The sequence below is a fragment of the Tritonibacter mobilis F1926 genome, assembly GCF_000376545.2.
Classification (GTDB): Bacteria; Pseudomonadota; Alphaproteobacteria; order Rhodobacterales; family Rhodobacteraceae; genus Epibacterium; species Epibacterium mobile.
The window spans coordinates 1,566,591-1,583,703 of the sequence record NZ_CP015230.1 but is presented as its reverse complement, the minus strand read 5'-3'; the positions used below and the strand labels follow the sequence as shown (position 1 = coordinate 1,583,703).

16 protein-coding genes are annotated in these 17,113 nt (G+C 60.8%); 10 read left to right on the top strand and 6 right to left on the bottom strand.

Translation table 11 applies throughout. The annotated features are described in order from the left end of the window. The first annotated feature begins 18 nt into the window (after positions 1 to 18). The 5 genes from K529_RS07620 (at position 19) to K529_RS07600 (ending at position 8,619) form a co-directional block, all read left to right on the top strand. A complete protein-coding gene (locus K529_RS07620) occupies positions 19 to 3,672 on the top strand; it encodes a vitamin B12-dependent ribonucleotide reductase (RefSeq protein ID WP_005623588.1) in 3,654 nt (1,217 codons plus the stop codon). A 564-nt stretch (positions 3,673 to 4,236) separates the two neighbouring features. Further along, complete coding sequence (locus K529_RS07615) at positions 4,237 to 4,617, top strand: hypothetical protein (protein ID WP_040642529.1); 381 nt, start codon at positions 4,237 to 4,239, stop codon at positions 4,615 to 4,617. A 237-nt stretch (positions 4,618 to 4,854) separates the two neighbouring features. After that, complete coding sequence (gene cysS, locus K529_RS07610; RefSeq protein ID WP_046002148.1) at positions 4,855 to 6,228, top strand: cysteine--tRNA ligase; 1,374 nt, start codon at positions 4,855 to 4,857, stop codon at positions 6,226 to 6,228. After that, on the top strand, positions 6,225 to 7,853 hold the full coding sequence (gene cimA, locus K529_RS07605) for a citramalate synthase (RefSeq protein ID WP_046002149.1): 1,629 nt from the start codon (positions 6,225 to 6,227) through the stop codon (positions 7,851 to 7,853). Before cysS ends, cimA begins: the two co-directional genes overlap by 4 nt. Beyond that, on the top strand, positions 7,843 to 8,619 hold the full coding sequence (locus tag K529_RS07600) for a squalene/phytoene synthase family protein (RefSeq protein ID WP_046002150.1): 777 nt from the start codon (positions 7,843 to 7,845) through the stop codon (positions 8,617 to 8,619). The genes cimA and K529_RS07600 overlap by 11 nt, the downstream gene beginning before the upstream one ends. A 22-nt stretch (positions 8,620 to 8,641) precedes the next feature. On the opposite strand, the gene K529_RS07595 is transcribed toward K529_RS07600, so the two are convergent. Next, positions 8,642 to 9,865: an MFS transporter gene (locus tag K529_RS07595; RefSeq protein ID WP_046002151.1), complete on the bottom strand. Its 1,224-nt coding sequence runs from the start codon at positions 9,863 to 9,865 to the stop codon at positions 8,642 to 8,644. A 78-nt stretch (positions 9,866 to 9,943) separates the two neighbouring features. Between K529_RS07595 and K529_RS07590 the strand changes: the two genes are divergently transcribed. Both K529_RS07590 and K529_RS07585 read left to right on the top strand, forming a co-directional pair. After that, positions 9,944 to 10,576, top strand: coding sequence for a DNA-3-methyladenine glycosylase family protein (locus K529_RS07590; RefSeq protein ID WP_046002189.1), 633 nt, complete (start codon positions 9,944 to 9,946; stop codon positions 10,574 to 10,576). Further along, positions 10,573 to 11,238, top strand: a complete 666-nt coding sequence (locus tag K529_RS07585; protein WP_005659799.1) for an alpha/beta hydrolase — start codon at positions 10,573 to 10,575, stop codon at positions 11,236 to 11,238. Before K529_RS07590 ends, K529_RS07585 begins: the two co-directional genes overlap by 4 nt. A gap of 7 nt (positions 11,239 to 11,245) precedes the next feature. On the opposite strand, the gene K529_RS07580 is transcribed toward K529_RS07585, so the two are convergent. Next, entirely contained in the window at positions 11,246 to 11,665 is a 420-nt protein-coding gene (locus K529_RS07580; protein WP_005659797.1) for an Lrp/AsnC family transcriptional regulator, read from the bottom strand. Between the two features lie 124 nt (positions 11,666 to 11,789). Between K529_RS07580 and K529_RS07575 the strand changes: the two genes are divergently transcribed. Then, on the top strand, positions 11,790 to 12,104 hold the full coding sequence (locus tag K529_RS07575) for a hypothetical protein (RefSeq protein ID WP_005659794.1): 315 nt from the start codon (positions 11,790 to 11,792) through the stop codon (positions 12,102 to 12,104). 5 nt (positions 12,105 to 12,109) lie between these two features. On the opposite strand, the gene K529_RS07570 is transcribed toward K529_RS07575, so the two are convergent. Beyond that, on the bottom strand, positions 12,110 to 12,775 hold the full coding sequence (locus tag K529_RS07570; protein WP_046002152.1) for an rRNA large subunit pseudouridine synthase E: 666 nt from the start codon (positions 12,773 to 12,775) through the stop codon (positions 12,110 to 12,112). A 245-nt stretch (positions 12,776 to 13,020) separates the two neighbouring features. Between K529_RS07570 and K529_RS07565 the strand changes: the two genes are divergently transcribed. Further along, complete coding sequence (locus K529_RS07565; protein WP_005676209.1) at positions 13,021 to 13,605, top strand: HNH endonuclease; 585 nt, start codon at positions 13,021 to 13,023, stop codon at positions 13,603 to 13,605. 50 nt (positions 13,606 to 13,655) lie between these two features. Here the strand turns inward: K529_RS07565 and K529_RS07560 are convergent, their stop codons facing one another. The 3 genes from K529_RS07560 to rocF are packed head-to-tail and all read right to left on the bottom strand — an operon-like array spanning position 13,656 to position 16,554. Further along, positions 13,656 to 14,702 carry an ornithine cyclodeaminase gene (locus tag K529_RS07560; protein WP_005636953.1) on the bottom strand — a complete coding sequence of 349 codons (1,047 nt, stop codon included), beginning with the start codon at positions 14,700 to 14,702 and terminating at the stop codon, positions 13,656 to 13,658. After that, positions 14,699 to 15,628: a citrulline utilization hydrolase CtlX gene (gene ctlX, locus K529_RS07555; RefSeq protein ID WP_046002153.1), complete on the bottom strand. Its 930-nt coding sequence runs from the start codon at positions 15,626 to 15,628 to the stop codon at positions 14,699 to 14,701. Before ctlX ends, K529_RS07560 begins: the two co-directional genes overlap by 4 nt. Further along, a complete protein-coding gene (gene rocF / locus K529_RS07550; RefSeq protein WP_005635515.1) occupies positions 15,625 to 16,554 on the bottom strand; it encodes an arginase in 930 nt (309 codons plus the stop codon). The genes ctlX and rocF overlap by 4 nt, the downstream gene beginning before the upstream one ends. Before the next feature lie 109 nt (positions 16,555 to 16,663). Between rocF and K529_RS07545 the strand changes: the two genes are divergently transcribed. Beyond that, a complete protein-coding gene (locus K529_RS07545) occupies positions 16,664 to 17,101 on the top strand; it encodes an Lrp/AsnC family transcriptional regulator (protein ID WP_005635517.1) in 438 nt (145 codons plus the stop codon). The last annotated feature ends 12 nt before the right edge of the window (positions 17,102 to 17,113 follow it).

Genomic DNA, 17,113 nt, shown 5'->3' with positions numbered 1-17,113 from the left:
ATTGGGACAGGTGTAGCCATGAAGATCGAGCGTCGTTTCACAGAAGCAGGACAGGATGCCTATGCATCCTTGGATTTCATCGGGGCGACGTCCGAAATCCGCAACCCGGATGGCACCATCGTGTTCCGTCTTGAGGGCATTGAGGTGCCATCGACCTGGAGCCAGGTGGCCAGTGACGTCATCGCGCAAAAGTACTTTCGCAAGGCCGGTGTCCCATCGCGTCTGAAGAAGGTCCGCGAGAAGGGCGTGCCAGAGTTCCTATGGCGCTCGGTTCCCGCGGATGACGATGTGGAACTCGGCGGCGAGACCTCCTCCAAACAGGTATTTGACCGTCTGGCCGGGGCCTGGACCTATTGGGGCTGGAAGGGGGACTATTTCTCCTCCGAGGAAGACGCGCGCGCCTATTTTGACGAGATGCGCTATATGCTGGCGACCCAGCGTGCCGCGCCCAACAGCCCGCAGTGGTTCAACACCGGTCTGCACTGGGCCTATGGCATCGACGGACCGGCGCAGGGCCACCACTATGTGGATTACAAGACCGGCAAGTTGACCAAATCCAACAGCGCCTATGAGCACCCGCAGCCGCATGCCTGCTTCATCCAGTCCGTGTCCGACGATCTGGTGCAGGACGGTGGCATCATGGATCTCTGGGTGCGCGAGGCGCGGCTGTTCAAATACGGCTCCGGCACCGGCACCAACTTCAGCCACCTGCGGGCCGAGGGCGAGAAACTCTCTGGCGGGGGCAAATCCTCGGGCCTCATGGGCTTTTTGAAAATCGGGGATCGTGCCGCTGGTGCGATCAAATCAGGCGGGACAACCCGTCGAGCAGCGAAGATGGTGATCGTGGATGCCGATCACCCGGATATCGAGCAATTCATCGAATGGAAGGTGCTCGAGGAACAGAAAGTCGCCTCCATCGTGGCCGGCTCCAAAATGCACGAAAAGATGCTGAACGGCATTTTTGAGGCTCTGCGCACTTGGGATGGTCTCTCTGAGGACGCCTATGATCCGGCTGAAAATACCGCTCTGAAATCAGCGATCCGCGAAGCCAAGAAGGTCGCAATTCCAGAGACTTACATCAAACGCGTGCTGGATTATGCCCGTCAGGGCTATGACAGCATCGAGTTCCCGACCTATGACACCGATTGGGACTCCGAGGCCTATTCCTCCGTGTCGGGCCAGAACTCCAACAACTCCATCCGCGTGACCAATGCGTTCCTGCACGCGGTCGAGAAAGACGCCGATTGGGAGTTGATCAACCGCACCGACGGTAAGGTCGCCAAGACCGTGAAGGCGCGCGATCTCTGGGAGAAAGTCGGCCACGCAGCCTGGGCCTGCGCCGATCCGGGCATCCAGTTTCACGACACCGTCAACGAGTGGCACACCTGCCCCGAAGACGGTGAGATCCGGGGCTCAAACCCTTGTTCCGAATACATGTTCCTCGACGACACTGCCTGTAACCTCGCGTCGCTGAACCTCTTGACCTTCTATCAGGGTGGCGTGTTTCAGGCCGAGGATTTCATGCACGCCAGCCGTCTGTGGACGCTGACGCTGGAAATCTCGGTGATGATGGCGCAGTTCCCATCGAAGGAAATCGCGCAACTGTCCTATGATTTCCGCACGCTGGGTCTGGGCTATGCCAACATTGGCGGGCTGCTGATGAACATGGGCTATGGCTACGACAGCGACGAAGGCCGGGCGCTCTGCGGGTCGCTGACCGCGATCATGACCGGTGTGGCCTATGCCACCTCTGCCGAGATCGCAGCTGAGCTGGGGCCCTTTGCAGGCTATGCGCGCAATGCCGATCACATGCTGCGGGTGATGCGCAATCACCGCAATGCCGCTTATGGCGCGACCGAGGGGTATGATGCGCTCACCGTGAAACCGGTGCCGCTGGATCTGCACAACTGCCCCGACGCGCGCCTCACGGAACTGGCGATGAGCGCTTGGGACGAGGCGGTGAGCCTTGGTGAGAAACACGGCTATCGCAACGCGCAATCCACCGTGATCGCACCCACCGGCACCATCGGTCTGGTGATGGACTGCGACACCACCGGGATTGAGCCGGACTTTGCGCTGGTGAAGTTCAAGAAGCTCGCAGGCGGCGGGTATTTCAAGATCATCAACCGCTCGGTGCCCTCGGCGCTGGAGGGCCTTGGCTATTCCTCGGCTCAGATCGAAGAGATCGTCTCTTATGCGGTCGGTCATGGCTCCATCGGCAATGCACCGGGGATCAACCATACTTCGCTGACCGGACATGGCTTTGGCCCCAATGAGCTGGCGAAGGTTGATGCGGCACTCGAAAGCGCCTTTGACATCAGGTTCGTGTTCAACCAGTGGACATTGGGCGAGGAGTTCTGCACCGGCGTGCTGGGCATTCCGGCCGATAAGCTCAACGACACCGCCTTTGATCTGCTGCGCCATCTCGGGTTCACCAAAGCCGACATTGACGCCGCGAACGATCACGTCTGCGGGACCATGACGCTGGAGGGCGCACCGCACCTCAAGGAAGAGCATTATTCGATCTTTGATTGCGCCAACCCATGCGGCAAAAAAGGCAAACGTTATCTGGGTGTTGAGAGCCACATCAAGATGATGGCCGCGGCGCAGAGCTTTATCTCCGGCGCGATTTCCAAAACCATCAACATGCCCAACAACGCCACCATCGAGGATTGCCAGCGGGCCTACGAGCTGAGCTGGTCGCTTGGGGTGAAGGCCAACGCGCTCTATCGCGATGGCTCCAAACTGAGCCAGCCGCTGGCTGCGGCATTGGTTGAGGATGACGATGAGGCCGCCGAGATTCTGGAAACAGGTTCGGTGCCGGAAAAAGCCGCTACCCTGGCCGAGAAGATCGTCGAAAAAGTGGTCATCAAGGAGGTGATGAAATCTCACCGCACCAAGATGCCGCAGCGCCGCAAGGGCTATACGCAAAAGGCGGTTGTCGGCGGCCACAAGGTTTACCTGCGCACCGGTGAGTATGAGGACGGTAATCTCGGCGAGATTTTCATCGATATGCACAAGGAGGGCGCGGGCTTCCGGGCGATGATGAACAACTTCGCCATCGCGGTCTCGGTCGGTCTGCAATACGGCGTTCCGCTCGAAGAATTTGTCGATGCCTTCACTTTCACAAAATTCGAACCTGCGGGCATGGTTCAGGGCAACGATTCGATCAAGAACGCGACCTCGATCCTCGATTATGTGTTCCGCGAACTGGCGGTGAGCTATCTCGACCGCACCGATCTGGCGCATGTGAAACCCGAAGGCGCAACATTCGATGATCTGGGGCGTGGCGATGCCGAAGAGGGGCTTTCGAACCTCTCTGAGCTGAGCGACGGGGCGGCCTCGAAATCGCTGGAGGTGCTGAAGCAGATCTCCTCCACCGGCTATCTGCGCAAACGCCTGCCGCAAGAACTGGTGGTATTGCAAGGCGGCCAGACCAGCGTTGCGGTGACCGCGCTGGACGGCAGCGCCGATCCCGTGGCGGCATTGCAGAAACTGGTACCGGAGACCTCCGAAGCACCGGCCGCGAGCGGAGGAATGGATGCGCGCACCAAAGCAAAAATGCAGGGATATGAAGGCGATCCGTGCGGCGAATGTGGCAATTACACATTGGTGCGCAACGGCACCTGCATGAAATGCAACACCTGCGGCTCCACCTCGGGCTGTAGCTAAGGATAGTCCCGGTACGCGTCATGCACCGGGATACGAGACCGCATCCATAGGCTTACCTTGGGGGATGCGCAGGGGATGAGGCGGCTCTTCGTGATCTGCTGATATCCCCGACGAAATTGAAGCTCCGGCAAGTTCGGCGCTTCACCATGATCGGGAACCAAAACACTTTGGGTTTCTGAAATCTGTCTGGGGTGGGTGCGCTCATCCCATACGCCGAGAAGGACAAGGCAAGAAAAACACGGGCGGTCAATGAAAAGAGCCTGATCGGCGAAACTGGCCCTCTCCAAACTGGAGGGGGCCTTTTGCTTTTGTAAATCTAATGCACGTCGGTCCGCCGCGTATGACCCTATAGCTTTTGCGTTTTAACGGCGAAGCTGAACGAATTGTTAAGTATAATCTGCGAGATATGAAACAGGGTCGGAACGGTACGGCCTGACAGTCCGGGGATGGGCTGTGATCTCCATGTCTTATAGGGTTTCACCGATGCACCGCTTTGCTCGGCATAATATCTGCTGCATGCATTCTGCTCTGCTGTTGGGCGCTTGCACCGTGCTGGGAGCCGCAATGCTGAGCACGCCTGCGGCCTCTGACGACTGGTCTGGGCGGTTTTTGGGGATGACGCTGGTCGGTGACGTTGTGTCTGACGAGGCGGAAATGCCCAATGCTGGCACGGACCTGCGCCCCGTCAGTGAGGCGAGCGCATATATTCCAGCCCTGCCTACGACGGAATCAAGGCCGATCTATGATCTACAACCCCATGGAAGCAGCAGCCTGTTTGTCGAAGATCACGAGGAACTTGGCATTCTTGGCTTTGGCGTCGCGATTGAAATATCGCCGGGCGTGCAGTTGAGTGGCAGCCTCAGCGGAAGACGCAGCGCGGACGGGGATTACTCCTTGTCGAGCGAGAACCGGCAACTGGCGCTCACCGCAGCCTTTCGGTTCTGAGCGGGATACCATGGCGCGGGTGAACTCCGGGCTTGGCCGATCCAAAAACATGTGCTAGCTGAACACTATGGCGCATATCGAAACCATTATTACCATTTGTATTGCCTGCTGATCTTCAGCGGGCTGGTTTCTGTCGTTCTCTTTCATGTGACAAGTTGCTAAGCCCGCGCTGCGCGCAGTGCGCTTGGTGAGGTATTTGGGGTTCGCCCGAGCTGACGTGTTGTCGAAGGAGCTGACATGACGACGATCAAATTGCACAACTCAAAGACCCGCAAAAAAGAGGTCTTTATCCCGATTGATCCGGACAATGTGCAGATGTACGTCTGTGGCCCCACGGTCTATGATCGGGCGCATCTTGGCAATGCACGGCCCGTGGTGGTGTTTGACGTGCTGTTCCGGCTGCTGCGCCATGTCTACGGCGACGCGCACGTCACCTATGCACGCAACTTCACCGACGTCGATGACAAGATCAACGCGCGTGCGGCCGAAAGCGGGCGCGAGATCGGCGAGATCACCGCCGAGACCACCCAGTGGTTTCTGGACGATATGGGCGCGCTTGGGGCGCTGGAGCCCACGCATATGCCGCGCGCGACCCAGTATATCCCGCAGATGGTCGCGATGATCGAGGACCTGATCGCGCGGGGGCATGCCTATGCTGCCGAAGGCCATGTGCTGTTTGCGGTGGACTCCTGGCGCGAAGGCTACGGTCAGCTTTCGGGCCGCTCCGTTGACGATATGATCGCGGGGGCCCGCGTTGAGGTGGCGCCTTACAAGAAAAACCCGATGGATTTTGTGCTCTGGAAGCCTTCGGATGCGGCGCAGCCGGGCTGGGACAGCCCTTGGGGGCGCGGACGTCCGGGTTGGCATATCGAATGCTCCGCCATGAGCCATGATCTCTTGGGCGAGAGCTTTGACATTCACGGCGGTGGCAACGATCTGATGTTCCCGCATCATGAAAACGAGATCGCCCAGAGCTGCTGCGCCAATCCCGAAGGCGAGTTCGCGCGTTACTGGCTGCACAATGAGATGTTGCAGGTTGAAGGCAAGAAGATGTCCAAATCGCTGGGCAATTTCTTCACCGTGCGCGATCTGCTGGAACAGGGCATTCCGGGCGAAGTCGTGCGGTTTGTGTTCCTGCAGACCCATTACCGTAAGCCGATGGACTGGACCGAGAAGAAGGCCGCGGAGGCGGAGGCGACGTTGCGCAAGTGGCGGGCGCTGACAGCGGGCATCGAGCCCGCCGCCACCGCTGCTGTCGCGGTCGTGGACGCACTGGCGGATGATCTCAATACCGCCGGGGCAATTGCCGAGATGCACAAGCTGGCAGCGGCTGGCGATGCGGCGGGATTGCTGGCGGCGGGACAGTTGGTGGGGCTTTTGAGTGATGAGATGGGTGACTGGGCTGCAGCGCCGTCGGTTGATCTCTCGGCGCATGAGGCGCGACTGTTCGCGGCGCGCCAGACGGCCATGGAAACCAAGGATTTTGCCGAGGTAGATCGCCTCAAATCGGCCTACACGGAGGCAGGGCTGGAGGTGCGTATGTCGAAAACAGGTGTGGAACTTGTGCCCGGCACAGGGTTTGACGCGGCCAAGCTGGAGGGGCTGGAATGACGGAACGGCTCTACCTCTATGACACCACCCTGCGCGACGGGCAGCAGACGCAAGGGGTGCAGTTCTCCACGTTAGAAAAAAAGCAGATCGCCCAGGCACTTGATGACCTAGGTGTGGACTACATCGAGGGCGGCTGGCCCGGTGCCAACCCGACCGACAGCGCTTTTTTCGATGAGGCACCCGAGACTCGCGCGACGCTCACGGCTTTTGGCATGACCAAGCGGGCAGGGCGCTCGGCTGAGAATGACGATGTGCTGGCGGCGGTGATGAATGCGGGCACCAAGAGCGTCTGTCTGGTGGGCAAGTCGCATGACTATCATGTGACTGCGGCGCTTGGCATTTCTCTGGAAGAGAACCTTGACAATATCGCGCAGTCTGTGGCGCATATCGTGTCGCAGGGGCGCGAGGCGCAGTTTGATGCCGAGCATTTCTTTGACGGATACAAGGCCAATCCAGACTATGCGCTGGCGGCCTGTCGCGCGGCACTGGAGGCAGGGGCGCGCTGGGTTGTGTTGTGCGATACCAATGGCGGAACGCTGCCGCATGAGGTTCATCGCATCGTATCCGAGGTGATCGCTGCGGGGCTGCCGGGTGATCATCTGGGTATTCACGCCCATAATGACACCGAAAATGCGGTTGCCTGTTCGCTGGCGGCGGTGGATGCGGGCGTGCGCCAGATCCAGGGTACGCTCAACGGTCTGGGCGAGCGCTGCGGCAATGCCAACCTCACCACCCTGATCCCAACGCTTCTGTTGAAGGAGCCCTATGCCAGCGCGTATGAGACCGGCGTGCCGCAGGGGGCGCTGGCGCGGTTGACCAAGGTGAGCCGGATGCTGGACGAGATCCTCAACCGGGTTCCGCAGAAACAGGCGGCCTATGTGGGGGCCTCGGCCTTTGCCCATAAGGCGGGGCTGCATGCGAGCGCGATCCTCAAGGACCCCTCGACCTACGAGCATATTGAGCCTGCGGTGGTGGGCAATAGCCGCGTCATCCCGATGTCCAATCAGGCGGGGCAGTCGAACCTGCGCCGTCGTCTGGCAGAGGCGGGCCTGACGGTTGAAAAAGGCGACCCCGCGCTTGGCCGGATTCTGGAGCGGGTGAAGGAACGCGAAACCGAAGGCTATTCCTACGACACGGCGCAGGCGTCCTTTGAGCTGCTGGCGCGCGAGGAACTGGGCCAGATGCCGCAGTTCTTTGAGGTCAAGCGCTACAAGGTCACGGTGGAGCGGCGCAAGAACAAGTATGATGAGATGATCAGCCTGTCGGAAGCTGTTGTGGTTGTTAAAGTGGATGGCGAAAAGCTCCTCTCGGTGAGTGAATCGCTTGATCCCTCGGGTAGCGACCGTGGCCCGGTGAACGCTTTGGCCAAGGCGCTGCGCAAGGATTTGGGGCGCTACTCCAAGGTGTTGGACGACATGCGGCTGGTCGACTTCAAGGTGCGCATCACCCAGGGCGGCACCGAGGCTGTGACCCGCGTCATCATCGACAGCGAAGACGGCAAGGGGCGGCGCTGGTCCACTGTTGGCGTTAGTCCGAACATATTGGATGCGTCTTTTGACGCGCTGCTCGATGCGATGAACTGGAAGCTGCTGCGCGATGCGGCCGAGGCAGCGGATGCAGTTTGACGATGACCTGATCGCCTGCGCCGAGGCGGTTCAGAAGGGCGATCCGGATCGTTTTCTGGCTGCAATGGCCGCTCCCGTCGAGGCGCGGCCACTGCTGTTTGCGCTCTACGCTTTTAACATCGAGATGTCGCGCGCCCCCTGGGCCAGTCAGGAGAGCATGATCGCCGAGATGCGGGTGCAGTGGTGGCGCGATGTCGGGGCGGAGATTGCATCCGGTGGGCAGGTGCGCCGGCATTATGTTTCGACACCGCTGGCGCGGCTGGTCAACCACGAGGCGGCGCAGGTCATTGATGCGATGGCGGAGGCGCGGCGCTGGGATATCTACCGCGATCCGTTCGAGGATGAGGCGGCATTTGACGCTTATATCGACGCCACCGCGGGCGGTCTGATGTGGATGGCGGCGGCCTCTCTGGGGGAGGCCGAAGAGCGCGTGGTGCGCAACTACGCCTATGCGGCGGGGCTTGCGGCCTATCTGCGTGCCATCCCGGAGCTTGAGGCCCAAAAACGGGTGCCGCTGCTGGATGGCACCGAGGCCGGGTTGGTCCGGCTGGCGGAACGTGGGTTGGACCGGCTTGCCGCTGCCAGACAGAGGCGGCGGGCGATTTCCTCTGCGGCAAGCAGTGCCTTGCTGCCCGGCTGGCAGGCAGGTGCCATATTGCGACAGGTCCGGGCAGAGCCCGCGCGCGTGGTGGCAGGCGCGCTTGGCATGAGTGAGTTTCGCAGGCGGGTCTCGCTGATGTGGCAGGCTGGCACCGGGCGCTGGTAGCGCGCCACGGTGCAGCCCGCGATCAGGCGGTGGCGGATTTGGGTTTCAGCACCAGCCAGATCAAGGCACCGCCCGCCAGCACCAGGAAGGGGGCCATGGCCATATTGACGGCGGCCCAGCCCTCGACCGGATTGCCGCCCGAGCAGTTCATCAATCCACCGGATGCAACGGAGGCGACGGTCACGCCGCCAAAGACTAGCAGGTCGTTGAGACCCTGCATCCGACCGCGCTCATGCGCCTCATGCGCGCCAGCGAGCATGGTGGTCGCTCCGATAAAGCCAAAGTTCCAGCCAACGCCCAGAAGGATCAGCGCGATAAAGAAGTTGCCCAGATCCACGCCCTGCAAGGCGACAGCACCGGCACCTGCGAGGATCACCAGCCCCGCGCCAACGACCTTTTCCACGCCGAAACGCGCGATCAGATGCCCGGTAAAGAACGACGGCACATACATGGCCAGAACATGCGAGGTGACCACATCCGCAGCGGTGTTCTGGCTGAACCCACAGCCGACAACCGCCAGCGGCGTAGACGTCATCACCAGATTCATCAGCGCATAAGACACCATGGCGCAGATCACAGCGACCACGATGGTGGGGGTCTTCAACAGCTCCCAGCGGCTGCGACCAATGGGGGCGTCTTCCTTTGGCGCTTCGGGGCGCGGAATGCGCAGAAAGGCAAAAAGACCGACACCCAGCACATTCACCGCGATCACCGCCAGATATGTGCCGAGGAAGGGAATGACGAACGCATCGCTGGTGGCCTTGACCAGCTGCGGGCCGACAATCGCCGACAACAGGCCACCGGCCATCACATAGGAAATCGCCTTGGGGCGAAAGCTGTCAGATGCGGTATCGGCGGCGGCAAAGCGGTAAAACCCCTGCGCGCTCATATAGATACCGGTCAGGGCGCTGCCCACCAGAAACACCGGAAACGAGCCGAGGTAGAGACCATAGCCGCCGATCAGCCCGCCCAGCGCACCGCCGGTGGCGCCAATGGCAAATCCGGCGCGGCGTCCGTACCGCTGCATGATCGCCGAGATTGGCGTGGCCGAGAGCATCGAGCCTGCGACGATCAGCGAAATCGGCAGGGTCGCCAGACAGGGGTTGGTGGCCAGGGATTGACCGGCCAGTCCGCCCACGATGAAAATCATCGGCATCTGCGCGCCCAGAAAGGCCTGCGCGAGCACAAGAATCAGAACATTGCGCTTTGCAATATGGTCGTCGGGGGCGGGAGCGGTCATAGTCATGGCAATTGCGTAGCCCTGAACAGGTGAAGGAACAAGAAGCGTGCAGTGCACCAATACAATTTTCGCGCGGGGCACCAGATGACGGTTGGCCGCATCATCGAGACCCCGGCCTGCGTGGCCGAAGGCGCCGCGTGGCTCTCTGCGCAAGATCCACGCTTTGCCGATGCGCTGGCGCTCACGGGGCCGCTGCCTCTTCGGCGCAAGCCTGATGGGTTTGCGCAGCTTCTGAGTGCCATTGTCAGCCAGCAGGTCTCGGTGGCGTCGGCCAATGCGATCTGGAACCGCCTGCGCGCGGCAAAACTGACCGGACCGCGCAAGATCCTCCGGGCTAGCGATGAGGATCTGCGCGCGGCGGGCCTGAGCCGCCAAAAGATCCGCTATGCCCGCGCATTGGCGGATGCGAGCATAGATTTCAAAGCGTTACGGGATGTTCCTACAGCAGATGTGGTGACAGAGCTGACACAGGTTTCGGGCATCGGCATCTGGACGGCGGAGATCTACGCGATGTTTTCCCTTGGGCGGGCGGATGTCTTTGCCCCCGGCGATCTGGCTTTGCAGGAAAGCGCGCGGCTGTTGTTTGACCTGCCGGAACGCCCCAAAGAGCGTGCCCTGCGTGACATGGCCGCGGCGTGGTCACCGTGGCGGTCGGTTGCGGCGCGGCTTTTGTGGGCCTATTACCATGTGGCAAAGGACAGGGAAGGGATCCGATGACTCGCGTTTTGACTGCCGGCCGCAAAGAGCCGCTCTCCGGTGACACCCGCTCCGCCGTGGTGTTTTTGCACGGCTATGGGGCCAATGGGGCGGATCTTCTGGGCCTTGCCGACCCGCTGGCTGAACATTTGCCGGACACTTTGTTTGTTGCCCCCGATGCGCCCGAGGCCTGCGCCGGTGCGCCGATGGGATTCCAGTGGTTCCCGATCCCGTGGATTGACGGCTCCTCTGAAGAAGAATCCATGCGTGGCATGATGGCGGCGGTGGATGACCTCAACGCGTTTCTGGATGCCTTCATGGTGGATGAGGATCTGCTGCCGGAGCAGGTGGTTCTGCTGGGCTTCTCGCAAGGCACCATGATGGCGCTGCATGTGGCCCCGCGTCGCGAAGACCCCGTGGCGGGGATCGTGGCGTTTTCCGGTCGTCTGCTGTCGCCGGACACCTTCAGCGATGAGGTCGTGAGCCGGATGCCGGTGCTGCTGGTGCATGGGGACGAGGACGACGTGGTACCGCCGCAATCTCTGCCGCAGGCTGCTGAAGCGCTGCAAGAAGCGGGCTTTCAGGATGTGTTTGCCCATGTGATGAAGGGCACCGGCCACGGGATCGCGCCCGATGGGTTGAGTGTGGCCTTGGCCTTCATGCGCGACAAACTGAGCCTGTGATGCGCGGTCAGCGCTGTTCTTTCAGCACGATCTGAGACTGGGCCCGCTCGATGAGCGGGCTCTTTGCGATCTGGTCGTTGAGTTGCGTCAGCGCATCGGTATCCGCAACCGCAACCATCGCCATCGCGTCCCAATCCCCCACCAGTGACGCCACATAGGTGATGCCCGGCGTAGCCGACAACCACTCAAGCGCGGGCGCGCAGGGGCGCGTTGCAAATCGCAACAGGATCATCGCCCGCAACGGCGCGGCCGTCTCGGTGACGGCAACGTGGTAGCCGGTGATGAGGTTTTGATCTTCCATCGCCCGAATCCGGTCCTGCACCGCCTGACGCGAGAGATTCACCGCACGCCCGATGGCGGCGGTGCTCTGCCGGGCATTGCGGGTGAGTTCTGCCAGAATGCGTCGGTTTGTCGGGTCCAGATCCACGGTTCAGGTCCTCTTGCGGTTCCCCGGCGCAAAGCGGCGAAACGCCGGTTTCTTCCGGCGGTCTGCGGGCTGTTCGTGCGTCGCTTGATGTCAGATCATGCGCATAATCAGAACGGAGCGAAAGATGAAACTGATTTCACCGCAAGAGTTTACCGCCTCGCGCGCCTGGGAGGCCCTGGATATCGAACGATTTACCGGAGCGACCACGGTGCGGCTGCACTGGACGGATCAGCCCTATGTCTGGCACGTCAATGACGGGGCCGAGGTCTTTGTGGTCCTGAAGGGCGCGGTCGACATGCATGTGCGCCAGAACGGCCAAGTAGAGGTGCACGCCCTGTCCGAGGGGGATATTTTCCACGCAGAGGTGGGCGATGAGCATGTGGCGCATCCGCGCGGGGCGGCGCGGGTCCTGGTGATCGAGGCCGAGGGTAGTATCTGAGCGGATCAGCCGTCGCGGCGCTGTCGGGGTTTGCGGGCAGATGTCGCACCGGCGCGCCGTTTTGCAGCATGTTTGCGGCTGGGTTTGGCGGCGGGTTTTGGCGGGCCGGGCACGCGCGGCGGGTCCAGGTCGTCCCATTTGCCCTGCACTAGCCCATCCAGTGTCCAGGCACCAACGGCGTAGCGGATCAACCGCAAGGTTGGATGCCCTACGGCGGCTGTCATGCGCCGGACCTGTCTGTTCTTGCCCTCGGTGATCTTCAACTCCAGCCACGCGGTGGGCACGGATTTGCGCTCCCGGATCGGCGGGGTGCGGGCCCAGAGCTGAGCAGGCTCATTGATCAGACGCGCCTTAGCAGGACGGGTCATTCCGTCTTTTAGCTCAACCCCTTGGCGGAGTAAGTTCAGAGCGTCTTCATCGGGGATACCCTCGACCTGCGCCCAGTAGGTTTTTTCCAGCTTATGCTTAGGGTCGCTGATCCAGGCCTGCAGACGGCCATTGTCGGTGAGCAGCATCAACCCTTCACTGTCGCGGTCCAAACGCCCGGCGGGGTAGACGCCGGGACAGTCGACATAATCGCTCAGCGTGGCACGCGGGCTGCCTTCGCTGCCGCGATCGGTGAACTGCGGCAGCACGTCAAAGGGTTTGTTGAAACGGATCAAACGGCTCATGGGGTTGGCTCTACGGGCAGGCGGGCCGTGGTGCAAGCCTGCGCAGATGCCGCGTTGCGGAATGCCTGATGTGCGGGCTGTGGATAACTGTCACGCCTCTGTAACGGAATCATCCTATCTCACACGACATCTGGTGGCGCTTTGGGGCTTGTCAGGCTCCGGCCACGATATATAGTCAATCACAAGCTGGGGCGGGTTCCCCGCTCTGGTGCCATCTCGAGGCAAGCAGGGCGAGGAAGACGTTCATGGACGGAGACTTCAGGACAGAATTCGTAAGGGAGCCGGGGGCTCTGAAACAACATCCAGCGCTGGTGTTGAACGCGGATTATCGTCCTTTGTCATACTACCCCTTGTCACTCTGGCCATGGCAGGACGCCGTCAAAGCCGCTTGGCTCGATCGGGTTGCCATCGTGGCCGAGTATGACGAGGTTGTGCGCAGTCCCAGTACCGAGATCCGAATACCGTCGGTCGTGGTACTGAAGGACTTTGTCAAACCCCAAAAGCGCGTGGCCTTCACGCGCTTTAATTTATTCTTGCGGGACGAATTTCGCTGTCAGTATTGCGGGGCGAAGGGCGATTTGACCTTTGACCATGTGGTGCCGCGCGCCTCTGGTGGGATCACCAGTTGGGAAAACGTGGTGGCAGCCTGTTCGCGCTGCAATCTCAAGAAAGGCTCCAAGCCTCTGCACCGTGCGGGCATGTCCCTGCGCAAACCACCGCGCCGTCCCGGGGCGGATGAGCTGCGCAATACGGGTCGCAAGTTCCCGCCCGGCTACCTGCATGAAAGCTGGATGGATTATCTCTATTGGGACAGTGAACTAGAGGCCTGAACCCTTTGGTATAAAAAGAAAAGCGCGCCCCGAGAGGCGCGCTTTCTATATCAGGCCTTGGCGCGTTGCACCATGCCAAAGAGGTCGCGCGGATCATCCGGATCTGCCAGCATGTCGAGATCGATGAAGTAATCCGTGTCCTTGATGCGGTCGCGAATGTAACGCAGAGCCGAGAAGTCCTCGATTGCAAAGCCGACACTGTCAAAAAGCGTGATTTGTCGATCACCGGTCCGGCCCGGTTTGTGACCGGAAATCACTTCCCACAGTTCCGTCACGGCGAAGTCCTCGGGCATCTGCTGGATCTCGCCCTCGACGCGGGTTTGCGGCGGATACTCCACAAACACGTCCGAGCGGTTGAGGAGGCCGGGCGCAAGCTCGGTCTTGCCGGGGCAGTCGCCGCCGATGGCGTTGATATGCACACCGCTGCCGACCATGTTATCGGTCAGGATGGTGGCATATTGCTTGTCCGCGGTGCAGGTGGTGAGGATCTGTGTGCCCTCGATTGCCTCTTCCGGGGTTTTGCAGATGGTCACATCAATACCCAACCCTGCGAGGTTCTGCGCGCATTTCTCGGTTGCCGCCGGGTCCTTGTCATACAGGCGCACGGCCTTGAGACCGATGATCGCCTTCATCGCCAACGTCTGAAATTCCGACTGCGCGCCATTGCCGATCATTGCCATGGTATCCGCGCCCTTGGGGGCCAGATGCTTGGCCACCATGGCCGAGGTCGCGGCGGTGCGCAGGGCGGTGAGGATGGTCATCTCGGTCAAGAGCACCGGATAGCCGGTATAGACATCGGCGAGCAGACCAAAAGCCGTCACGGTTTGCAGCCCCTCAGACGTGTTCTTGGGGTGGCCGTTGACGTATTTGAACCCGTAAGCCTCGCCATCGGAGGTGGGCATCAGTTCGATCACACCGACGTCAGAATGGCTGGCGACACGGGGGGTCTTGTCAAACAGCTCCCAGCGTTTGAAATCCGCCTCGATATAGTCGGCCAGATCACGCATCATATCCTCTATTCCGACATGATGAATGAGGCGCATCATGTTGTCTACGCTGACAAAAGGAACAAGGGCCTTATCGGAAGGTTGGGTCATTGCATGGTCCTTTGACGGGGGCTGAGGTGAATGCCGGCGAGCATGCAGCGCACCGACCCACCGGCCGTTTCAAGTGTGGGAATGGAGAGCGGCAGCAGCTCTGCCGAGCGTTCGATCACCGCCCGCTGGTCCGGGGACAACGCCCGTGCCGCACGGGCGGACAGCGCCAGCACGCGCCGGTGCCCGGTCAGTTCGAAGGTATTGCCGAGAAAGTTCTGGATCTGCGCGGCAGACAGGTCGATGACGTTGCGCCCGCTTTCTTCGAGCCGCTGCCTGACCTCTGCGCGTCGGGTGGCGTCGCGGATCATGTCCAGGCAGATCAGCGCATAGTCGGTGCCGATGCCCATCAGGACATTGGTGTGATACACATCGCGCCCCTGATCGTCGCAGGCTTCAAACACCATCGGTTCATAGTTGAAATGGGTGCAGAACCGCTCCAGCAACACCGGATCGGCGCGGTTTGATTTGACCGTATAGGCAATGCGCCCGATGTGATCGAGCACCATGGCGCCGGTGCCTTCGAGCGACAGAGCGTCCTGTTCCAGGCCAGAATAATCGATCACGTCCTGAACGCGGTACTCCCGCTTCAGCATCTCGATCACGTCCCAGCGCCGCTCTCGGCGCCGGTTGGCCGCAAACATCGGGTAGACCGCCACATGACCGCCGGCGTGGGTGGAGAACCAGTTGTTGGGAAAGACGGAATCCGGGGTGTCGCGGCTGGTGTCCTCGAACACATGGACCGTTACGCCTGCTTCGCGCAGCGCAGCGACCGCGCCGTCGAATTCGGCGATCGCGCGTGCGCTGATGGTGTTGGCATTGGCATCGGCCTGCGCCTGAAACGCATTGTCCCCTCGGGTTTCCGGGTTCGAGATAAAGTGATGCGGCCTCACCATCACCACCGCCGCAGGAGCCTGAAGCATGCTCATGCGTTGTAGCTACGGGTTGGGCGGTCAAAGACGCGCCGCCCCATGGCAGAGGCACAAAGATCCACCATCAGATGCGCGGTGCGGCCACGCTCATCCAGAAATGGATTGAGTTCCACCAGATCCATCGAAGTCATCAGGCCGCTGTCATGCAGGATTTCGCAGACCAGATGGCCTTCACGCACGGTCGCACCGCCCGGAACTGTGGTGCCAACAGCAGGTGCGACGGAGGGATCGAGGAAATCCACATCCAATGAGACATGCAGCATGCCGTTCTGCGCGGCGACCTTTTCCAAAAAGGCACTTAGCGGACGGGCGATGCCGTTTTCATCAATATCGCGCATGTCGTGGCGGTGAATGCCGACCTTCTCCATGGCTTCGCGTTCTGCGGTGTCCACCGAACGCAGACCGATCATGCAGACATTTTCGGGCGGCACTGGGTTGGGAACCGGCGGGAAAGTATCAAACTGTGCCTGTTTGGTGAAATAGCGCACGGGGCAGCCGTGAAGATTGCCGGAGTCGGTGCTCTCAAGTGAGTGGTAGTCGCTGTGGGCATCCAGCCAGAGCACAAACAGCGGGCGCCCGTGAGTTGCGGCGTGGTTTGCGACACCGCGCACGGTCCCCAGCGCCAAGGCATGATCGCCGCCAAGGAAAATCGGCATACCGCGTGCCATAGCAGCTTCTGCGGCTTCTGACAGGCTCTCGGTCCAAGCGCGGGTGAGGTTTGGTTCATGCAGTTTGCACGCACCATCATCGGGCGCATGCGGGGCAGGGGTGACGTTACCAATGTCCTCGACCGTGTGGCCGAGACTTTCCAATGCGCCGGCCAGCCCGGCAGTGCGATAGGCGTCCGGGCCCATGAGGCAACCGGTGCGACGCTTGCCGCTGTCGACGGGTGCGCCAACGAGAATACAATGACGAGAAGACATTCGCGATCTCCTTGATTGGGGTTGGGTTTGATATTTCTCCGATTTGAGGTGGAATACAGAGAGCAAATTGCTCATAAGGAGAAGAGATAACACAAAACGGAGCCGATACATGGACAAAACGGATGAACGCCTGATTGCGGCCCTGCGCCACGATGCCAGAGCCTCACTCTCCGATCTTGCCATGCAGTTGGAACTGTCGCGCACGACGGTGCGCACGCGGATCGAGCGGCTGCAATCACGCGGTGACATCCTGGGGTTCACGGTGGTTCTGAAAGAGGACGTGCTGCGCGATCCGGTCAGAGGTCTGATGATGATCGGTATTGAGGGGCGCGGGGCATCGCGCATCACAAGGCAGCTTCAGGGCCTGCCTGAAGTGCGGGCGGTCCACACCACCAACGGGCGCTGGGATCTGATTGTAGAGCTGGGGACAGAAACGCTTGAGACGCTTGATGAGGCGCTTGCGAAAATCCGTATGTTTGATGGTGTGGTGACCAGCGAAACCAACCTGTTGCTGGCCACCAAGAAAGACAGTCGCGCCGTAAGCTGACCCTCAAGCTGA

Bases quoted from the DNA above. Each gene is read 5' to 3' on its own strand.
- K529_RS07620 (WP_005623588.1), top strand. From the start codon at position 19: ATGAAGATCGAGCGTCGTTTCACAGAAGCAGGACAGGATGCCTATGCA.
- K529_RS07600 (WP_046002150.1), top strand. From the start codon at position 7,843: ATGCAGTTTGACGATGACCTGATCGCCTGCGCCGAGGCGGTTCAGAAG.
- K529_RS07570 (WP_046002152.1), bottom strand. From the start codon at position 12,775: ATGAGCCGTTTGATCCGTTTCAACAAACCCTTTGACGTGCTGCCGCAG.
- rocF (WP_005635515.1), bottom strand. From the start codon at position 16,554: ATGTCTTCTCGTCATTGTATTCTCGTTGGCGCACCCGTCGACAGCGGC.
- K529_RS07615 (WP_040642529.1), top strand. From the start codon at position 4,237: ATGCTGAGCACGCCTGCGGCCTCTGACGACTGGTCTGGGCGGTTTTTG.
- K529_RS07545 (WP_005635517.1), top strand. From the start codon at position 16,664: ATGGACAAAACGGATGAACGCCTGATTGCGGCCCTGCGCCACGATGCC.
- K529_RS07590 (WP_046002189.1), top strand. From the start codon at position 9,944: ATGACGGTTGGCCGCATCATCGAGACCCCGGCCTGCGTGGCCGAAGGC.
- K529_RS07575 (WP_005659794.1), top strand. From the start codon at position 11,790: ATGAAACTGATTTCACCGCAAGAGTTTACCGCCTCGCGCGCCTGGGAG.
- cysS (WP_046002148.1), top strand. From the start codon at position 4,855: ATGACGACGATCAAATTGCACAACTCAAAGACCCGCAAAAAAGAGGTC.
- K529_RS07595 (WP_046002151.1), bottom strand. From the start codon at position 9,865: ATGACTATGACCGCTCCCGCCCCCGACGACCATATTGCAAAGCGCAAT.
- K529_RS07565 (WP_005676209.1), top strand. From the start codon at position 13,021: ATGGACGGAGACTTCAGGACAGAATTCGTAAGGGAGCCGGGGGCTCTG.
- K529_RS07560 (WP_005636953.1), bottom strand. From the start codon at position 14,702: ATGACCCAACCTTCCGATAAGGCCCTTGTTCCTTTTGTCAGCGTAGAC.
- cimA (WP_046002149.1), top strand. From the start codon at position 6,225: ATGACGGAACGGCTCTACCTCTATGACACCACCCTGCGCGACGGGCAG.
- ctlX (WP_046002153.1), bottom strand. From the start codon at position 15,628: ATGAGCATGCTTCAGGCTCCTGCGGCGGTGGTGATGGTGAGGCCGCAT.
- K529_RS07585 (WP_005659799.1), top strand. From the start codon at position 10,573: ATGACTCGCGTTTTGACTGCCGGCCGCAAAGAGCCGCTCTCCGGTGAC.